At 65.6% G+C, this 16,090-nt stretch carries 15 protein-coding genes; 6 read left to right on the top strand and 9 right to left on the bottom strand.

Annotated features, from left to right (window positions below):
* Positions 1-25: 25 nt before the first annotated feature.
* Together SH602x_RS23275 and SH602x_RS23270 are read left to right on the top strand one after the other, a co-directional pair.
* Entirely contained in the window at positions 26-490 is a 465-nt protein-coding gene (locus SH602x_RS23275; protein ID WP_479474551.1) for a hypothetical protein, read from the top strand.
* Positions 491-606: 116 nt separating this feature from the next.
* Positions 607-1,620, top strand: coding sequence for an acyl-CoA desaturase (locus SH602x_RS23270; protein WP_479474550.1), 1,014 nt, complete (start codon positions 607-609; stop codon positions 1,618-1,620).
* Between the two features lie 98 nt (positions 1,621-1,718).
* Here SH602x_RS23270 and SH602x_RS23265 read toward each other — a convergent pair whose 3' ends face one another.
* The 4 genes from SH602x_RS23265 to SH602x_RS23250 all read right to left on the bottom strand — a co-directional run bounded on the left by SH602x_RS23265 (position 1,719) and on the right by SH602x_RS23250 (position 6,955).
* Positions 1,719-3,992: a DUF1559 family PulG-like putative transporter gene (locus tag SH602x_RS23265; RefSeq protein ID WP_479474549.1), complete on the bottom strand. Its 2,274-nt coding sequence runs from the start codon at positions 3,990-3,992 to the stop codon at positions 1,719-1,721.
* Between the two features lie 303 nt (positions 3,993-4,295).
* A complete protein-coding gene (locus tag SH602x_RS23260; RefSeq protein WP_479474548.1) occupies positions 4,296-5,801 on the bottom strand; it encodes a hypothetical protein in 1,506 nt (501 codons plus the stop codon).
* A 1-nt stretch (position 5,802) separates the two neighbouring features.
* Positions 5,803-6,486 carry a hypothetical protein gene (locus SH602x_RS23255; RefSeq protein WP_479474547.1) on the bottom strand — a complete coding sequence of 228 codons (684 nt, stop codon included), beginning with the start codon at positions 6,484-6,486 and terminating at the stop codon, positions 5,803-5,805.
* Entirely contained in the window at positions 6,458-6,955 is a 498-nt protein-coding gene (locus SH602x_RS23250; RefSeq protein WP_479474546.1) for an RNA polymerase sigma factor, read from the bottom strand. Before SH602x_RS23250 ends, SH602x_RS23255 begins: the two co-directional genes overlap by 29 nt.
* A 242-nt stretch (positions 6,956-7,197) precedes the next feature.
* On the opposite strand from SH602x_RS23250, the gene SH602x_RS23245 reads away from it, so the two are divergent.
* The 3 genes from SH602x_RS23245 to SH602x_RS23235 all read left to right on the top strand — a co-directional run bounded on the left by SH602x_RS23245 (position 7,198) and on the right by SH602x_RS23235 (position 9,320).
* Positions 7,198-7,872, top strand: a complete 675-nt coding sequence (locus tag SH602x_RS23245) for a hypothetical protein (protein WP_479474545.1) — start codon at positions 7,198-7,200, stop codon at positions 7,870-7,872.
* Positions 7,873-7,998: 126 nt separating this feature from the next.
* The gene (locus SH602x_RS23240; protein ID WP_479474544.1) at positions 7,999-8,751 is read left to right on the top strand and encodes an AAA family ATPase; all 753 of its coding nucleotides are present in this window, start codon (positions 7,999-8,001) and stop codon (positions 8,749-8,751) included.
* The gene (locus SH602x_RS23235; protein ID WP_479474543.1) at positions 8,748-9,320 is read left to right on the top strand and encodes a hypothetical protein; all 573 of its coding nucleotides are present in this window, start codon (positions 8,748-8,750) and stop codon (positions 9,318-9,320) included. The genes SH602x_RS23240 and SH602x_RS23235 overlap by 4 nt, the downstream gene beginning before the upstream one ends.
* Here the strand turns inward: SH602x_RS23235 and SH602x_RS23230 are convergent.
* The 5 genes from SH602x_RS23230 to SH602x_RS23210 all read right to left on the bottom strand — a co-directional run bounded on the left by SH602x_RS23230 (position 9,310) and on the right by SH602x_RS23210 (position 14,475).
* Positions 9,310-10,074 carry a hypothetical protein gene (locus SH602x_RS23230; protein WP_479474542.1) on the bottom strand — a complete coding sequence of 255 codons (765 nt, stop codon included), beginning with the start codon at positions 10,072-10,074 and terminating at the stop codon, positions 9,310-9,312. The genes SH602x_RS23235 and SH602x_RS23230 overlap by 11 nt on opposite strands.
* A gap of 9 nt (positions 10,075-10,083) precedes the next feature.
* On the bottom strand, positions 10,084-11,949 hold the full coding sequence (locus tag SH602x_RS23225; protein ID WP_479474541.1) for a glycosyl hydrolase family 28-related protein: 1,866 nt from the start codon (positions 11,947-11,949) through the stop codon (positions 10,084-10,086).
* A gap of 174 nt (positions 11,950-12,123) precedes the next feature.
* The gene (locus SH602x_RS23220) at positions 12,124-12,363 is read right to left on the bottom strand and encodes a hypothetical protein (protein ID WP_479474540.1); all 240 of its coding nucleotides are present in this window, start codon (positions 12,361-12,363) and stop codon (positions 12,124-12,126) included.
* A 42-nt stretch (positions 12,364-12,405) separates the two neighbouring features.
* Positions 12,406-13,338, bottom strand: coding sequence for a hypothetical protein (locus SH602x_RS23215; protein ID WP_479474539.1), 933 nt, complete (start codon positions 13,336-13,338; stop codon positions 12,406-12,408).
* A gap of 675 nt (positions 13,339-14,013) precedes the next feature.
* Entirely contained in the window at positions 14,014-14,475 is a 462-nt protein-coding gene (locus SH602x_RS23210; RefSeq protein WP_479474538.1) for a hypothetical protein, read from the bottom strand.
* A 374-nt stretch (positions 14,476-14,849) separates the two neighbouring features.
* On the opposite strand from SH602x_RS23210, the gene SH602x_RS23205 reads away from it, so the two are divergent.
* A complete protein-coding gene (locus SH602x_RS23205) occupies positions 14,850-15,647 on the top strand; it encodes a GNAT family N-acetyltransferase (protein WP_479474537.1) in 798 nt (265 codons plus the stop codon).
* Positions 15,648-16,090 lie beyond the last annotated feature (443 nt).

Here is a 16,090-nt window from a genome sequence, read left to right as displayed (position 1 = left end):
CCGGCATTCTGCGAGCGATCTCGTTATGAGCCAGACCTGGACCGACGACGACAATCCGTACGCTCCGCCACAAGCGGGGCGGGAGCCGGTTCCAGTCTTTCGGACGAATCCGGACGCGGAGCGTCTCGAAGTCGAGGTCGTGCATCGCGGATGGCTCAGCCGGGCGATCCGCTTTCAGGGGCGGCACGAAGGCGTCGTGGAGTGGTGCGGGGCGGGAAGCTGGGAAACGGTGTCGATCGACGGCGCCGTGATTCAGAGCGAACTGAATCTCAGCCTCTGGAACGCGTTGATTCCGCGATTCGACGTTCCCGTCGATGCCGGCTACCCCGCTACGCTGTGCATCGAGGTCCGCGTGCTCGGCATCTTTTTCCTGCGAGCCTTCCGAATTCGTCTCGACGGGCGGACGCTCTACGAAGAGGGTCATTGGCCGCCAGACCCGCCTGCCGAGGGGGGGCTGGAGCCCGATCGTTCGCATCGGAAGGCTCCCTAACGCTTTTCGTATGGGTCAGAACGCCGCTGCGCGCGTATAAATACGGGTCGCCGGCGCTCCCCTCGGAGTTCGACCCTTCGGCGAAGGATCCGCTCCCCACGCATGGAAGCTCGCTCTTGAGCGCTTCACTCGCGCCCGAACGCCTCGCCGTTCCCGAATCGGTCAGTCCCCGGTTCAACCGTCTGTACGTGCTGACGATCGTCGTCGTCCATGTGCTGGGGCTGCTCGCGTTCGTGCCGTACTTTTTCGAGTGGGCGTTCGTCGCCGTCGCGATCCTGGGGGTCCACCTCTTCGGCCAGGGCATCACGATCGGCTACCACCGCCTGCTGACGCATCGCAGCTTCAAGACGCCGCGGTGGGTCGAGCGCTGCTTCGCGGTCGCCGGCATCTGCTGCCTGCAGGATACGCCGGTGCGGTGGGTCGCCACGCATCGCATGCATCACGTTCATTCCGACGAACGGCCCGATCCGCACACGCCGAAGGTCGGCTTTCTCTGGTCGCACTTCGGCTGGCTGGCGTACGAGAACACGTATACGCAGGGGATCGTCGGCGTCGAAAAGTTCGCCAAGGACCTGCTCCGCGATCCGTTCTATCGCTGGCTGGAGCGGCATCGCTGGGGCCAGCTCGGAATCGTGTTGGCGCAGTTCGCGATCTTCTTCGCCGTCGGCGCCGCGATCGGAGCGTTCGTGGGCGGACCCTGGAAGGCCCTGCAGATGGGAAGCGGCCTGGTCGTGTGGGGCGTGATCGTCCGCACGATCCTGGTCTGGCATATCACCTGGTCGGTGAACTCGCTGTCGCACCTGTTCGGCTATCGCAACTACGAGACGGGCGAGGACAGCCGGAACAACTGGTTCGTGGCGCTGCTGACCGTGGGCGAAGGGTGGCACAACAACCACCACGAGGACCCGAGCGCCGCGAGCGTGCAGCATCGCTGGTGGGAACTCGATCTCAGCTACTGGGAGATCCTGCTGCTGCAGCGAGTCGGCCTCGCGTGGGACGTGACTCCCATCCGCAGCCAGCGACGCGCTGCGAGGGCGGAAGCGTCTTCCGTCGGTTCGCCCGCGCCGGTCTCGTCCCTTTCGATTGCCGAACCCGCGGGGATCTACGAACCGGAAACGGCGACGCCGTAGCAGGCGCCGCCGCGCTGGATGCCTCTCGATCGACGCTCCGCTCGATCGACGGACTCGGGGGACTCACGTCCCCCGATCGCCCAGAGGGACTGACGGCGTTAGGGAAGCGTGACCGGTTCGCCGCCGGCCCGGGTAAGGGCCGCCTGCAACTTCGCTTCGTCGATCGATTCTTCGAGCCGCAGCACGCGACCGTCGAACATCAGCGCGAGAAACGTCGGTTCGCCCTCGGCGCCGAGCTGGTCGGCGAACTCGGAGAGATCGACCTCCAGATCCTCGGGCTTCGTCCACGTGACGGCTTCGTTCGGCGACGCCTGCACGACGAGGATCGTGTTGGAGAGACCGTCCGTGAAGTCGCGAAACTGACCAGGCGCTTCGCCGGAGAAGCCGAACCCTTCGCCCATCGGCAGGAGCGCGACGGTCTTCCCTTCCGCGGCCTTGGGATCGAGCTTGTAGACCTCCGGCATCTGGGCGATCAGCGCCTTGTTGTGTTCGCTGTCCCAAGGTTCGTCGAGCTTGAAGCGCTGGTAGAGCGCCTGGCCGCCCTCGATGAAGGGGAGCAGGTGAACGCGCCAGCTCAGGCCGGTCGCTTTGCCATCCCGCTTCTGATTTCCGGCGAGGGGCAGCAGGCGGAACGTGTCGTGGAAGTTGTGGAAGGCGAGGGCGAGCAGTTTGAGCTTCGTTTCGTTCGAGGCTCCCTTCGCCGGATCGGGCGCGGGACGTCCTGGGCGAAGCTGAGCTTCGTCGACGACTTCGCCGCCCGCCCGCGTGAGGACCGCCTGGATGACGTCCGCCGGGGCCTGCTTTGGCATGGCCATGACGCTGCCGTCGAAGCGCGCGGCGAGGAATACCTCTTCGCCCGCGACGCCGACCTGTTGGGCGAACTCGGCCAGATCGACTTCCAGATCCTCCGGCTTGGTCCAGGTAACCGCTTCGCTCGGGGCCGCCTGCAGGAACATGATCGTGTTCGACGTACCGTCGGTGATCTGCTGAAACTCCAGCGGTTTCTCGCCGGAGAAACCGTACCCTTCGCCCATCGGGAGCAGCATGGTCGTCTTGCCGTTCGGCACGGACGCGTCGATTTTGTAGATGTCCGGCATCTCGGCGATCAGCGCCTTGTTGGTCGGGCTGTCCCACGGCTCGTCAAGTTCGAACTTCTGATAGAGCGGCCCCTGCTCCAGGAACGGCAACAGGTGGACCCGCCAGCTCAGGCCGGCCGCCTTGCCGTCCCGCTTCTGGTTCCCGGCGAGCGGGAACATGCGGAACGTGTCGTAAAAGTTGTGGAACGCGAGGGCGACCTGCTTGAACTTGTTCGAGTTCGTCATGCGGTCCGCCTGTTCGCGGGCGGCCAGGATCGCCGGCGCGATCATGTCGCGAAAGAGCGCCAGAGTCGCTTCGTCCTTCAGCGAGCGACGCAGGACGAGGTCGTTGGAGTCGGCGTCGACCTCCGGCGTCAGCCACTCAGCGATCCGATCGAGCGTTTCGTCGGAGAAGGGGAGCGTCTCTCGTTCGGGGAAGTCCTTCCGCAACCGCGCGATCCCCGCCTTCGCGAGTTCGGCGCCTTGAGCGGCTCCGTCAGGCGTAGCGAATCGCATGCTCAGATCGACGGTCATCTCTTCGTTCGGATTCAACGCGAGCGTCGCGAACTGCAACTCCTTCGCCGCCAGCTTCGCTCCCCGGACTGCCTGCTCGTCGCCGAGCGCGAAGGCCAGTTCGCCGACCACGCGACGAAGGTCGGGCGACAGAAACAGCGCGGCTCGAACGGGAGCGGTCCCCCCGACGGCGAACGCCTGACGAATCGGCTCCGCATCCTTTAGCGGGGCAGGGGGGGCGCCGCGATCCTTCGAGGAGCGCAGGACGAGCGCGTCGCCGTCGAACGCCGCGTCGTCCAGGTCGCGGAAGTCGGCTTCGCGGAGGAACTTCGTCGCGGCTTCCGCGTCGGCTCGGTCCTTCAGTCGGACGATCGCCACCAGCGCGGTCTGCCTTTCGGGATGAACGCTCCCGAGAAAGACGATTTCCTGAATGCCGACTTTCTTCAGCTTGCCTTCGATCAGCCGCAGGCCTTCGTCCAACTGACGGTCTTCTTCCGCCGTGAGCGTCGCCACGCGCCGCACCGCCGTCCCGACCGCCTGGGGATCGAGCGCCGCGACGTCGATCGCCAGCGCCGCGAACGTCGAGGCCGAGCCGTGGCGACCGATGAGCTCCGCGATTCGTTCGTCCGACCAGCCCGATCGAGCGGGCTGAACGGCGGCTGCCGCAGGATCGTTCTGAGCGAGCGCCCGATCAGCCGAAGCGAGAGTTCCGCCGATCGCCGCCAGGCTCAGCGCCGTCGCCGCCGTGGCGCGTAGAAGCCGAGAGAGGGAGTTTCTACTCATTGCGAGCCGCTTTCGTAGCGAGAGAAATCGTCTTGCGATGCGTTATAGGAGTCTTCCGTGTGCCACGGCTGGCTTGTCCAGCCGTGCAGGGCGCCAACGCCCGTCTTTCCATTCAGGCAGTCGCTTCCCGAAGAATGCCGTCGGTTATCGAAATGCATGTTCGTGTCGAGCGCTCGATTCAAGGCAGTGTCGGCCCTCGCTGCCAGGCACGGCTGGACAAGCCAGCCATGGCACACGAGATCTCGCAAGCCTCGTACTTGACAGCCTTGAGCCGAGCCAGCCATAGCACACCCGCCATGGCCGTCAGTTCGTTTCGGGCCGCAGGTTCAATTCGTAGATCTTGCTGCTGCCGCGTTGCGGGCCTCCCGGGACGATCACGCGGAGCGTCGCGGTCTGTCCCGTCGTTTCGTAACCGAAGTTTTCGAGCGTGTTGGGATCGACCGGCATCGGGAGCCTGCGGACCTCCTGCAGTCGACGCGGAAGGCGGCCCTCCTCGGCGGCGAAGTCGCGGATCGCCTCGATCGCGTGGATGCCCCGGATGCGATAGGCCAGGCGAATCTGGGCCTGCGAGACGGCTCCGATCGCCGGCAACAGAAGCTGCGCGATCGGGATCGGCTCGTCCTTCATCAGCGAATCGAGTCGGTCCTGAAACTCGGAGCCTCGCTCGACGCGAACATGCAGCGGCAGGTAGTAGGTCTTGAGCATCTCGTCATAGATCCGCCGGTACGCGATCTTCTCGGCCAGCAGCATCGCCTGGCCGACCGGAAGCACGTCGACGTCCTCGGGATCGCGACCGCTTTCGATCAGCAGGCGTTTGGCGATCGGGTATCGCGTCATGGCGAAGCCGAGCGCCGCCGCGCCTTCGGCGAGCGATGGCTGTCCGTCGTCTCCTCCATCGCCCATTGTGTAGTCGCCCATATACCGCAGCGATTGCCAGGCCTCCTGAAGGTCCTCTTGCCATTGCTCCGGCGTGCGCGGTCGATCGGCCTCTTCGAGCATCGGGAACATCCGCGGGCCGATCGTCGCTTCGAACTCGACCGCCGGCGCCAGGTCGATCAGCGGATCGGGAAGCGTCGCCAGCGCCCAGTAGACGTTCGGCGAATCAGGGTGACTGACGAAGTCTTCGAGTCGCCTGAGCATCATCGATTCGATCGCGATCCCGATCAGTCCGTTGATCAGGAGCGGCGGCTGGGCGGCGTCGCGACCGAGCTGCGTCATCTGCCGCAGGGTCTCCCAGGCGTCGTCGAGGCGGTTCTCGTACAGCTCGACGCGAAACCGCAGATCGAGCAGTCGCGCGAGTTCCCGCATCTCCTGAAAGTCGTGCAGCAGGAACGCGATCGTCTCCGGCCCCTGGAGTTGTTCCAGTCCGAGGTTCCACTCGCACTTTTCGCGATAGACCGCGGTCTTCGTTTCGGCGAAGACGTTGTCGAACGCTTCGAGGTACTTCTTGATCTCGTCAGCCGAGACTTCGTGGAGAGGTTCCTCGGTCCAGCGCTTCTCGGCGTCGACATACTGCTTGAAGTAGTCCAGCGGGATCGCCTTCAGATGCAGCAACGCGCGATAGTAATTCGTCGCCGCGTTGCCGGGCGTCCGCTCCTGCGTCGTCGGCAGCAGGCGATACTTCAGCGCCGGGACGGGTTCCCCGGCGGCGCTAAACGTCATCGGGACGCGGTCGGGTGCGTCGGTCGGCGGTGCGTTCTCCGGGGCCGACGGGCTCCAAAGCGCTTCGGCCTGCGCGAACGAAAACGTCGGAAGGCTAAACGTCGCGGCAAGCGAGACGATGACTGCGAAGAAAAACGTGCGATTCATTTCAGATCCCTTCCTGGATCAGGGCCTGCATGCGGGAGGGCGAGGGGAACGCCGACCAGGGAGCCGGGGCGTTCGCTGCGGGCGTCGAGGGCGCCGACGTCGAAACGGGTTCTCCCGTCACGCCGATCGATCGAGGCGACGGGCCGTAAACGTCTCGCCACCGCATCGATCCGCCGCGGTCGAAGTTCGCGAGTCGATCGAAATCGATCGGCTCGGAGAGGCGACGCTTCGCGACGGTCGCGGGCTTCGCCAGGTCGTCGTTCGGGGCTGGCACAGGTTGCACGTCGTCGGCAGTCGCTTGCGTATCGACCGTCGCGGGAACGTTCGCCTCCGACGATCGCACGGCGACGGCCCCGGCGTCGGGAGAAGCGTGCGGGACGTGCGTGACCTGCCATCCCCACAACCCGAGCGTGAGCGTCAGGCACGCGGCCGAAGCGCAGGCGATGCCTCGGTAGAACGATCGTTCGCGGCGAAACTCCGCGACCGCAGCGGCGCGACCCGCTTCGTAGTGCAGGACCGTCGCGTCGACGCCGGAACGCGGCGAGGCGCCCGCGAGTCTCGCGGCGAACGCAGAGTCGAGCGCTTCGGCTGCGATTCGTTCGACGCGTCGATCGCGAGCTGAAAAAGGTCGCTCTTGAGCGGAGAGGTCTCCGTCGTCAGCGGAGCCGGGTCGTTCGTTCGACATCATGTGCCTCCAGGTAGGCCCGGAGTTTCGTGAGGGCGGCGGCGTAGCGCCGGTGAACGGCGCTGACGCTGAGCGAGACGAGTTCGCCCGTCTCTTCGAGCGTGAGCTTTCCCCAGATCCTCGCCACGACGATCTCGCGATCGTCGGGATCGAGACTGGCGAGCGCCTGCTGCAGGTCGTCCGCGGAAGGCGAGTCGCTCTCCGTCGGTTCGAACCAGACAGGTTTCGATTCGGACCAGAACGATTCCCGGCGGCGCCTGGCCGAGTCGCTCTTGCCGGCGTTGATCGCCTTGTTGCGAACGACGCGGTAGAGCCAGGCGACGGGGTCGTCGGGTTCCCGTTTCTGACGCAGGAGTTCCAGAAACGCTTCCTGCACGCAGTCTTCCGCGGCGGCGCAGCGGGTCGCGGCGAGGAGCGTCAGCGCCCGCGCGTGTCGCTGCAAAATCTCGGCGAGCCGCTCTTGCCGCATCGGACTGAGAGAAGGGGAGACGAGGCGTGTCGAAGCAGGGTGGGGCCGATACGATCGCCCGGCGCTCCGTTCGATCGACTCGCGACTCCGTGTTCGAGGCGTTTCTACCAGTATGACAACGCCGGTTTCCGATTTTCCCGGCGGCGAAGCTGAGAAATGAACCGGCATCGCGCGCCGGCGATGCCTCGATCGGCGTTCGGCGGCAGAGTAGAAAGATAGCGGGGCCCTATCGGAACTTGTCTATGAATTCACTCTTCGTTCGTCTGACAGCGGCATGCACGATCGCCATAGCGGTCGGTTCGACCAGTTGTGAGCGAAAGCTTGCGGAGCCGGCGGTTGCCGAGGTTACCGTGCCGAGTCCTGTGCGGACGACAGAGCTGCCGGTACCGGAACCGGAGGTCCAATTCGAAGAGCCGGCTCTCGAGTTCAAGCTCTTCGCGGATCCGCGACCGGAAGAAGAGGCGCTGCCGGCGGCCGAAGCGGCGCGTTTAACCGCGCAGTACGGCGACGACATTCGGGAGACCGTGCTTCGCGAGCAGCTTTCGTCGGGCGTCAAAGGGACGGCGTTCGTTGCCTTCGGAACGGATGACGAAGGCAAGATTGTCGATCCGTCCCTGGAGTTTCTCGAACGATTGAAGGACCTGCCGTACAAGATTCGGCCCGCCTCGATGGCTCGGTTTCCCGAGCCAGGCGAAATGACAGCGCCGAACAGGTTCCGCGGCGTCGAAGATCCTGAGACGGGAGAATCTTCCTGGGTCTATAGCTGCGAGATTCTCCGCTGGTTCGAGGGCCTGGAGGTCGAGGTTAGAGTAGAGCAGTACATTTCTCCGCTCGGCGCCGGCGGCCACACCGCGGTTATGCGCCTTCAGGATGGAGGATGGATCGAGGTCGAGGCCGGCGTTTTCTGGGTCTCGTGAGCACGTCTCGCTTGTGCGCCGGTACCACTGACCTTCTCGACGCCTGCACTTCGGCCGTAGTCGCAAGGCAGGATGACCTGCACGAGCTTCGGCGCTGGCGGAGCATGGCGTCCGAAGGCTCTGATCATGACGGACCCGCATCAGCTTTACGTTCGCGGCGTCGAACTGCTCGAGGAGCGGGTCCCGTCGTTCGATGTCTACCCCTTCACCATTCCGGCGCTCCGGTCCTTCCGGTCGCTATCGATCGATTCGCCGGTCACGATGTTCGTGGGAGAGAACGGGTCGGGCAAATCGACCCTGCTGGAGGCGATCGCCGTCGCGTGGGGGTTCAATCCCGAAGGGGGCACCCGGAACTTTCGCTTCAATACGCGAGAGTCCCACTCGCTGCTGTGCCGCTGCATCCGCCTGACGCATGGATCCAAGCCGCTGAAGTACGCCGACGGCTTCTTCTTCCGGGCGGAGAGCTTCTTCAACGTCGCGACCGAGATCGACCGCCTGAGCGTCGTGGCTCACTACGGCAGTCGCTCGCTGCACGAGCGATCGCACGGCGAGGCGTTTCTGGAACTCGTGCTCGAACGCTTCGGCGGGGGCGGGTTCTATATTCTGGACGAGCCGGAGTCGGCGCTCTCTCCGCAGCGGCAACTCGCGTTTCTGGCCCTGATTCACCGACTCGTGCAGTGGCAGTCGCAGTTCATCATCGCGACCCACTCGCCGATCCTGCTCGGCTATCCGGGCGCGAAGATCCTCCGCTTCGACGCCGACGGCATTACGCCGATCGAGTACGAACAGACCGAGCATTTCCAGGTGACGCGGGCGTTCCTCACCCGCCGGGAAAGCATGCTGCGAGAGATCCTCGGTCAGGAGGAGGAAGGGGGGTGAAGCGAGCCGATTCCATGTTCCTGATCCTCGCGACGCTCGCCGCCAGTTGGCTCGGCATGCAGGCCGTGCATGAGGCAGGGCACGTGCTGGGAGCGCGGACCACCGGCGCCCGGGTGGAGCGGGTGGTCCTCCATCCGCTCTCGATCTCCCGGACGGACGTCAGCGAGAATCGTCATCCGCTGTTCGTCACGTGGATGGGGCCGATCTTCGGCGTCGCGGCGCCGGTCGTCCTCTGGATCGTCGCGATGCTGGCTCGGATGCCGGGCGCGTTCGTCCTGCGGTTCTTCGCCGGGTTCTGCCTGATCGCGAACGGCGGATCCCTGGCGTTCGGATCGCTGCAGCGGATCGGCGACTGCGGCACGCTGCTCAACCACGGCGCGCCGCTCTGGTCGCTGATCCTGTTCGGCGCCGTCGCCATGCCGCTCGGTCTGGCGCTCTGGAACGGCACGGGGCCCGACTTCGGACTCGGGCCTCATCCCCGGCCGATCAACCGTCGGGTGACGGTCGCGGTCGCCTTGATCGGCGCGGCGTTCGCGGCGCTGGGCGTCGCTCTCTCGCTCAGTCCGTGACGAACAGATCCATTCTCGCCCGGCTGCCGGCCCAGCGAAGGGAATCATTGCCGATCTCCTTCGTCTCCTGACCGCGAACGTCGCGGATGTGGACCTTGTGGTTGGCGGCGTAGACGCTCGTGCCGTAGACGAGGGCCATCCGGCTGTCGCGGTTCTCAAACAGCGGTCGATCTTCCGGGATCTCCCCGATCGGATAGAGAAACGCGCCGAGGATCTCGGTCGATGCGCCCGCCTCGGCCAGCAGCTTCCGGCTCTCGTACTCGGTCTTGAAGCCGAGCGCCCAGATCGTCGCGCCGCGACTATGGATGCAGGGACCTGCGGCGTGGCTTTCGGGATTCCATTGCCGGACCCAGACCTGTTGCGGATGGTCGAAATGCCAGTCGGCGCCGCCGACGTCTTCGGCGAATAGTCGCCCCCCGGCTGCGCCAGTCCGGTAGTGACCCGGCGACGAACTCCGCAGCACGAGCGTCCCGGGCGACGCGTGTTCGATCGACTGCACCTCCAGGCGATCGATCCACACGACGCGGTTCGGGTCTGGGTCGTCGAAGATCAGCAGCGCGGGCGGTCGGCTATCGAGGTCGGTCTGCTCGCGCTGGCCCTGATTCTGCCAGACTTCGGGCTTCCAGGCCCATCCGTGCCCGAACCCGATCAGGCGTTCGACCTTTCCGCGGAGCCGAACCGGCGTTTCGAATTGCACCTTCAGATTCGCCGGGCAGTAGATGGTCCTGGCGCCGCTGTCGATCGCCGCCTGCACGACGGGGCCTCAGTCGTCCCCCACCTTGCGATCGAGAAAATCGGCGACGTTCGTCCATTCCTCCACGGGTCGAACGGGCGCTTCGGGCGTCTCTTCGATCGGCAGTCGCAGCGCGCCGGATCCCTCGCCGAAGCCGCGCGTGACGGAGTCGCCGACGAACTCCTCGATCGACGGTCCCTTGAGCGTTTCGACCTGCCACTCGACGGGATCCTGCTTCACGAGTTTCCGCTTCGCGATGGCCGCGCCGTATCCCGACGTCTCGAGTCGCAGAGCGTAGAGCCCTCCTTCGGCTTCGATCGCCGCGACGTCCCCGTCGCCGCCCGTCAGCTTGGAATCGAGCAGCGTCACCATCGAGTTCGCGCCGACGGAGACGATGGCCGGAACCGCGTTGTCGGAGACGAGCTTGCGGATCGCTAGAATGTTCCCCTGGTTGCGGATGCCGGCCACGCGCTGCTTCGAGAGCGTCAACTCCTCGAACGTCATCGAGTATTCCTGGTAGTTGATCGCCGCGCCGAGGTCGAAGCCCTCGACCGTCACGCGTTTGACGAGGGCGGGGCCGACGTCGTGATGGGTCAGGTCCAGACCGATCGGCCCCGATCCGTCGCCGCTGCGGATGACGACGTTCTCCAGGCGTCCGAGATTGTTGGAGTGGTACTCCAGTCCCTTCGCTCCCGGGTTGTTCTTGCCGGTGTCGATCGTCACGCCGTCGAGGTAGATCGAGATGCTGCTGCCGTTGACCCAGGCGTGCGAGCCGGGATCGCCGGACGTGCTGCTCATACGCAGAACGGGACGCGGCTTCGCGGGATCCTGATAGTTCGGCGCGGCATCGCGCAGGCGCAGCGTCGTCTGATCAGGGCCCGCGCCTTTGACGTCGATGAACCGCGAGCAGTAAAGCATGTCGCTCACGACGTACGTCCCGGGCGGAACGATCAGCGTGCTATACGCCAGCGGCACCCGGCTCGCCAGATGAGCGAATGCCGCGTTGAAGGCGTCCGTGTCGTCGGTCGCGCCGTCGCCGACGGCGCCGAAATGCGCCTTCACGTCCAGGCATCCCGCGTCGAGCGGGACGAGCGTCTGGTCGGAGCGGTAGGAGACGCCCGCGATCGCGTTGCGCCGGGCGCGCTGAAACTCCGCCGGCGAAAGGGCTCCGCGAACGAGCCGCACTTCGTCGATCTGGCCCGAGAGGCCCCAGCGGTCGGACTGTCCGCCGATGGAGAACGGCCCGTCGTCGAACTTCAGCGGCTTCTCGACGGCGACGTCTGAACTGAGGTGGTAGTCGACCCAGCAGGTCGCCTTGCCTTTCTCCGCATCGTAAACCAGCGCCACGTGCCGCCAGTTCGGGTGTTCGTCGCTAAGCCGCGTGGAGGACGAATAATGCCCGGCATGCCACCGCTTCGCACCGGCTTCGGGCCAGGCGATCTGGGCTCCGTGCCATGTCTGGTTGGAGTTGTTCAGGAAATGCCATTGCAGGGAGGCTTCCGAACCGGCGTCCGTCGTCCGCGACTTGCCTGCGATCCACGCGTCGCCCCGGGCGCCGGGCGCCGGTTTGACGAACGCTTCGAGGGTGAAGCTGCCTCCTTCGAAGCCCGCCTTGGCGAGATCGATTTCGCTGACGACGGGGAGGCTCTTGTCGGCGCCGCCCGCAAACGCTGCGCTCGCCTGGTTCGGACGCGACTGCTGGGAAAGCGGGTCGTAGACGAACGGCCCCGGTACGTCGTCGCTGAACGCCTCAGCCTCCGGGAGATCGCGAAGCGAGGTGACGATCTCGCCCGGACCTGTCGGCTGGTCGCTGCGCTCGAACGACCAGCGAACGAGTTCTTGGGCCGGCAGCGAAACCGGAAAGACGACCAGCAGAACGACGCTCACGAATCGCATGGCGACGCCTCCCCCGCGTTGAACGCGTCAGCCGCTCGCGCCCGATCAGGCGCCGATAGCGCGTGGCGAATGTCCAACGCATCTTTACTGTCGCGCCCGGTCGGTGCGCAACAACTTAGCGCACGAACTTCGCGACGACGGAAGGCCCGCTGAGGGTACCGTCCCCGCCTCGGCTTAAGCCCGGCTCGAAGCGGCAGGGGAGGGGGTCTCCCGGCGCGAAATGCGCCGGTTCAATCGCATGGCGATGGAGGTCAGCATCGAGAGCGCGACGACGCTCCAGACCGTCGTCGCGACGGCGCCGGCGACGAACTCGTCCGCGCCGAGGGCGAGCAGCCCGCGGCGCACGGCGTAAGCGACGAGCAGGTTGCCCGTGACCGTCGCCGAGAGGATGAGGATTCCGCGTAGCGTGGACATGTTCCCGCAGCCGGAGGATCGTTCTCTTCGAAGCGGCTAACTTCAGAACGGCGCTTCTTCGATCGACTCGTGGACCGGGGCGCCGGCCAGGACCAGCTCCTTCAGCGTGTCGATCACCGACAGGACATCGTCCCGGGGAACCTCTTCCCATGACAGCATCTTGTGCCGCAGGATCGAGATCTTGAACTGCTCGAACGCGTCGAGCATATCCTCGGGCAACCGCTTCAGCCGCGACTGGGGCGAAAGCTTCGCTTCGGCGGCGGACTCGAACCGCGAGGCCGCGGGCTGCTCTTCGTCCCCTTCTTCCGAGCTGCCGCGCAGGGTCGAGATCGACTCCTCGTCCGAATCGTTGCGAAGGGGGCGCTCCTTGGCTTCCTCTTCCTCGAAGCTGATGTCCGCGAACTCGCCCTTCAGCGCCTCCGGCGACAGGTCGTCGGCGACGATCGCGTCTTCGTCTTCGTCCTCTGCCGGAAGTTCGGCCTCGGCTTCGAGTTCCTCCGCCTGTTCCGGGAAGAGGGTCTCGACGCGGGTCTTCCGCATCTGCGAGACGGAGAGGCGGTCTTCGGCGGCCTTGCTGAGCCACTCGCCGGCGTCTTCCCAGTCGAGAGCCGCCTGGAAGTGGCTCCAGAACAGGCCGTAGTAGTTGCCGAACGAGTCGCCGAACTGCTCGTAGACCCGGCGGAGGCGTCCGACATGCTGGCCCGTCAGATTGCCGATCCGGCGGCTCCAGGCCTCGTCGGAATACTCGGAGGCCGGCACGCCTTCATCGACGAGCGCGGTCCGCCACTCGTGGATGATCTTTCCCTTCTCCCAATTGGTCAGACTGACCAGCCGGTTCCAGCGACCGACGAAGGGAATCGAGGAGTTTTCGAGTTCGGAATCGGTTCGGGTTCCATCCGCGATCATCGGGCGGGGAGACTCCAGCGGGGACGAGAGCAGGGCGGTTCGACGACGACGACGGGAACTGACGTTCATCCCGCACGTCGGATCGTTAACCTAGCGGTCTCTCTGCATTCGTCCAGAGTCGGCCTCGCCGTTCACCCATCGTTCGGCAGAGACGGGGTTTCGGCGCATGCGGGTCGTCGGGCTCCTGTCGATAACGCGGCGATAGAAGGAGGGAAAGGCGAGCGGAGGGTGCGAGCCCTCCGTGTCGGATCGCCGTTCGCGCCGCGCCGAGCGCGAGAGACTCACGGCGAATGCGGGGCTGCGTCTCGACTGGCGAGCGAAACTAGAATGCCCCCATGCGCATCACGATCTCGAGACGACGCCCCAAGCCGGCGAGCGTGCCCTGGTGGGTCTGGATCGGGATTATGACTCGGCACGGGTTCGTGCGAAGTCGGAACTCGGCTCTCTGGAACGCGTGGATCACGACGATCAGTTGCCCCATTGCTCTGCTCATTAGCTGCTTCGCAACTGGTACCGTCCAGCGCTTCGCCTTGGTCGCCGGGCTGGTGGCGATCCCGATCGCAGTGCATCAGTGGCTCGCCATTCGCTGGCTCGATCGGCGGAAGGCGTGGGATCTGACGTGCGAGCCTCGGCAATTCAGGGTGCGGAAATCTCGTGCGAGCCGCCGTCGCGGAGGCCGCCGATGATCGCTCGAGGGCTTCGCGTATCCGTTCGATCCCTTCGCTTTCGTGGATTCGGCGCTCGTTACGACTCCTCGACGTTCAGCGGCGACCGCACGGGCGCGTGAAATCGCCCGCCCGTTTCGTACCAGCCGTGTCGGCTGAACTTGCACCAGAGCGCCTCGCCCAGAATGCCGACGTAACGATCGTCGTCGACTTCCAGGGAGACGATCGCGAAGCGGAAGTGAAACGGCTCGAACGAGGCGAAGCCAAACCCTTCGCAGGAGAGATGCTTCCCCAGCACGGTTCGCGTCTCGCCGACCGGTTCGTGCGTGCGCGGATTGACCGGCGTCAGGGACATCGTGTGCGGGTAGGCGATCCGCTCGACCGCGCGACGTTCGATCCCGGGGCGGGAATCCGCCGCGCGTACAGCAAGATCGACGACCTCGCGCAGTCGACCTCGCACGTCTTCGTCGATCTCGTTCGTCGACGAGAAAGGAGCGGTCCGGACGGGGCTGCCGTGAATCGCCGCGCTGCGGTGCGACATGGAGCGGTGCCTGCTCATTCCCTGCCCGCGCGTTCCCGGGATACGATCCGGGGCAGCGGAGGCGGCAGAATACGAGAAAAGAGAGGGAGAGCTCCCCGCTCGTCGAAGGCGCGGAAAGAGCTTCCGGGATAAGGCGCCCCAGGGGCGTATCGAAAACGTAGCTCGATCGAGGGGGGAGGAAGCCGGCTTCCGACCTCCGGAGCCCGGGACTTTCTTCGTCGCACGCGCTGGCGGCGACGATCGAAACGATGATGCAGGCGATTTCCGCGTCAGGTTCGCCCCCGCCCGGCGACGAACGTGAGGAACAGAGGCCTCCGACGGATTCGAAACGCCATCGGCGGGAACGACGAACGTCTCTTGGGATCGAAACTGCGATGAAGACGGAACGACCGCTGGAATTGGCCGAGTTTCGCGACCTGAACGACGCGTCGCTGCTGGCCGAGGTGTACGAGCAGCTCTACCTGCCGAGCGTTCTAGCCGAGGAAGAGCGGCAGGCTCTGTCCACGATCGAGCGGCGCCTGGGGGCGGACCCGCCCGGTCCGCCCGAACCTCTGGTGACGCTGTTCGTCGCCGGGGAGAACCTGCGGGAGCCGAATCGGCGGCGGCTCGCGGGTTACCTGCTGCTGGAGTTCTACCGCGAGAGCCGGACGACGCTGCTGGCGTACGTCGGCACGTCGCCTGATTTTCGCCGGCAGGGGCTGCTGCGGCGAATGTACGCCGCTGCCGCCGCACACGTTCGGCGGCAGCAGGGCGCCGTGCGAGCAGCGTTCGTCGAGATTCACGTACCGGGCCGCATCGCCGCGGATCGCGAGCCGATGGAGACGCTCGGTCGGGTGCGGGCATTCGCCTCGCTCGGAGCGCAACTCGTTCCGGTTCCGTACGTTCAGCCCGCCCTCGAGGCGGGACAGCCGTTCGGAACCGACCTGATGCTCCTGTCGCTTCCGACCGGCGGGGCGGAGACGGTCGAGGGCGAACGCGATCTTTCCGCGTCGGCGGTTCGCGACTTCCTCGACGAATATTACCGCAGTTGCGGCTTCGGAATTCCGGCAGAGTGCCCCGGATTCGACGCGATGCAGGCGGCGCTCGATTCTCCCGGCGTCGTGGCCGGCGAGGTTTCCGCGATCGTGGCGGCCTGCGAACAGACGCTGCCGGTCGCCCGGCTCGTCGTCTAATTCGCCTTCGCGCGGACGAATGCGGTCGCAGAATCTCCTTCCCGATGCGATTGGCCGATTCGCCGGAGTCCGTTATATTGGCGGGTTCCCGTCGAAGCCGGGCGGGAAGCGAATCGGTCAGGCAATCCATTCAGCACGCGTTTTTAGAGAGTCGGCAAACGTGGGAACGAAGAAGACGGGCAAGGGTCGCCGCAAGGTCGGCAGCAAGAAGCGTCGCATGCGGGCCAAGATCCGTCACCGCAAGTAAGCGACCGTCGCTGAGCTGCCTGTCGGGACGCTCTGCCTGGCGCCCCGCTTTCTCGGGCGCCCGGCACGTGCAGGCGTCGCCGCGCGCCGCTGGCTCCGGAACCGACGCTCGGTTCGATCGCTCTTCCCGCGTTGCCTCGGCGTTCCCCTGATGGAACGTCGCCGCGGGAGTCGGTAAAAAGCGCCTTTCGTAAGTA

The sequence above is a fragment of the Lignipirellula cremea genome (assembly GCF_056501455.1).
This window is presented reverse-complemented; position numbering and strand designations above follow the sequence as displayed.

Coding starts and splice junctions, on each gene's coding strand:
- SH602x_RS23215 (WP_479474539.1), bottom strand. CDS start 13,338: ATGAACGTCAGTTCCCGTCGTCGTCGTCGAACCGCCCTGCTCTCGTCC.
- SH602x_RS23210 (WP_479474538.1), bottom strand. CDS start 14,475: ATGTCGCACCGCAGCGCGGCGATTCACGGCAGCCCCGTCCGGACCGCT.
- SH602x_RS23220 (WP_479474540.1), bottom strand. CDS start 12,363: ATGTCCACGCTACGCGGAATCCTCATCCTCTCGGCGACGGTCACGGGC.
- SH602x_RS23255 (WP_479474547.1), bottom strand. CDS start 6,486: ATGTCGAACGAACGACCCGGCTCCGCTGACGACGGAGACCTCTCCGCT.
- SH602x_RS23245 (WP_479474545.1), top strand. CDS start 7,198: ATGAATTCACTCTTCGTTCGTCTGACAGCGGCATGCACGATCGCCATA.
- SH602x_RS23260 (WP_479474548.1), bottom strand. CDS start 5,801: ATGAATCGCACGTTTTTCTTCGCAGTCATCGTCTCGCTTGCCGCGACG.
- SH602x_RS23265 (WP_479474549.1), bottom strand. CDS start 3,992: ATGAGTAGAAACTCCCTCTCTCGGCTTCTACGCGCCACGGCGGCGACG.
- SH602x_RS23240 (WP_479474544.1), top strand. CDS start 7,999: ATGACGGACCCGCATCAGCTTTACGTTCGCGGCGTCGAACTGCTCGAG.
- SH602x_RS23250 (WP_479474546.1), bottom strand. CDS start 6,955: ATGCGGCAAGAGCGGCTCGCCGAGATTTTGCAGCGACACGCGCGGGCG.
- SH602x_RS23205 (WP_479474537.1), top strand. CDS start 14,850: ATGAAGACGGAACGACCGCTGGAATTGGCCGAGTTTCGCGACCTGAAC.
- SH602x_RS23275 (WP_479474551.1), top strand. CDS start 26: ATGAGCCAGACCTGGACCGACGACGACAATCCGTACGCTCCGCCACAA.
- SH602x_RS23225 (WP_479474541.1), bottom strand. CDS start 11,949: ATGCGATTCGTGAGCGTCGTTCTGCTGGTCGTCTTTCCGGTTTCGCTG.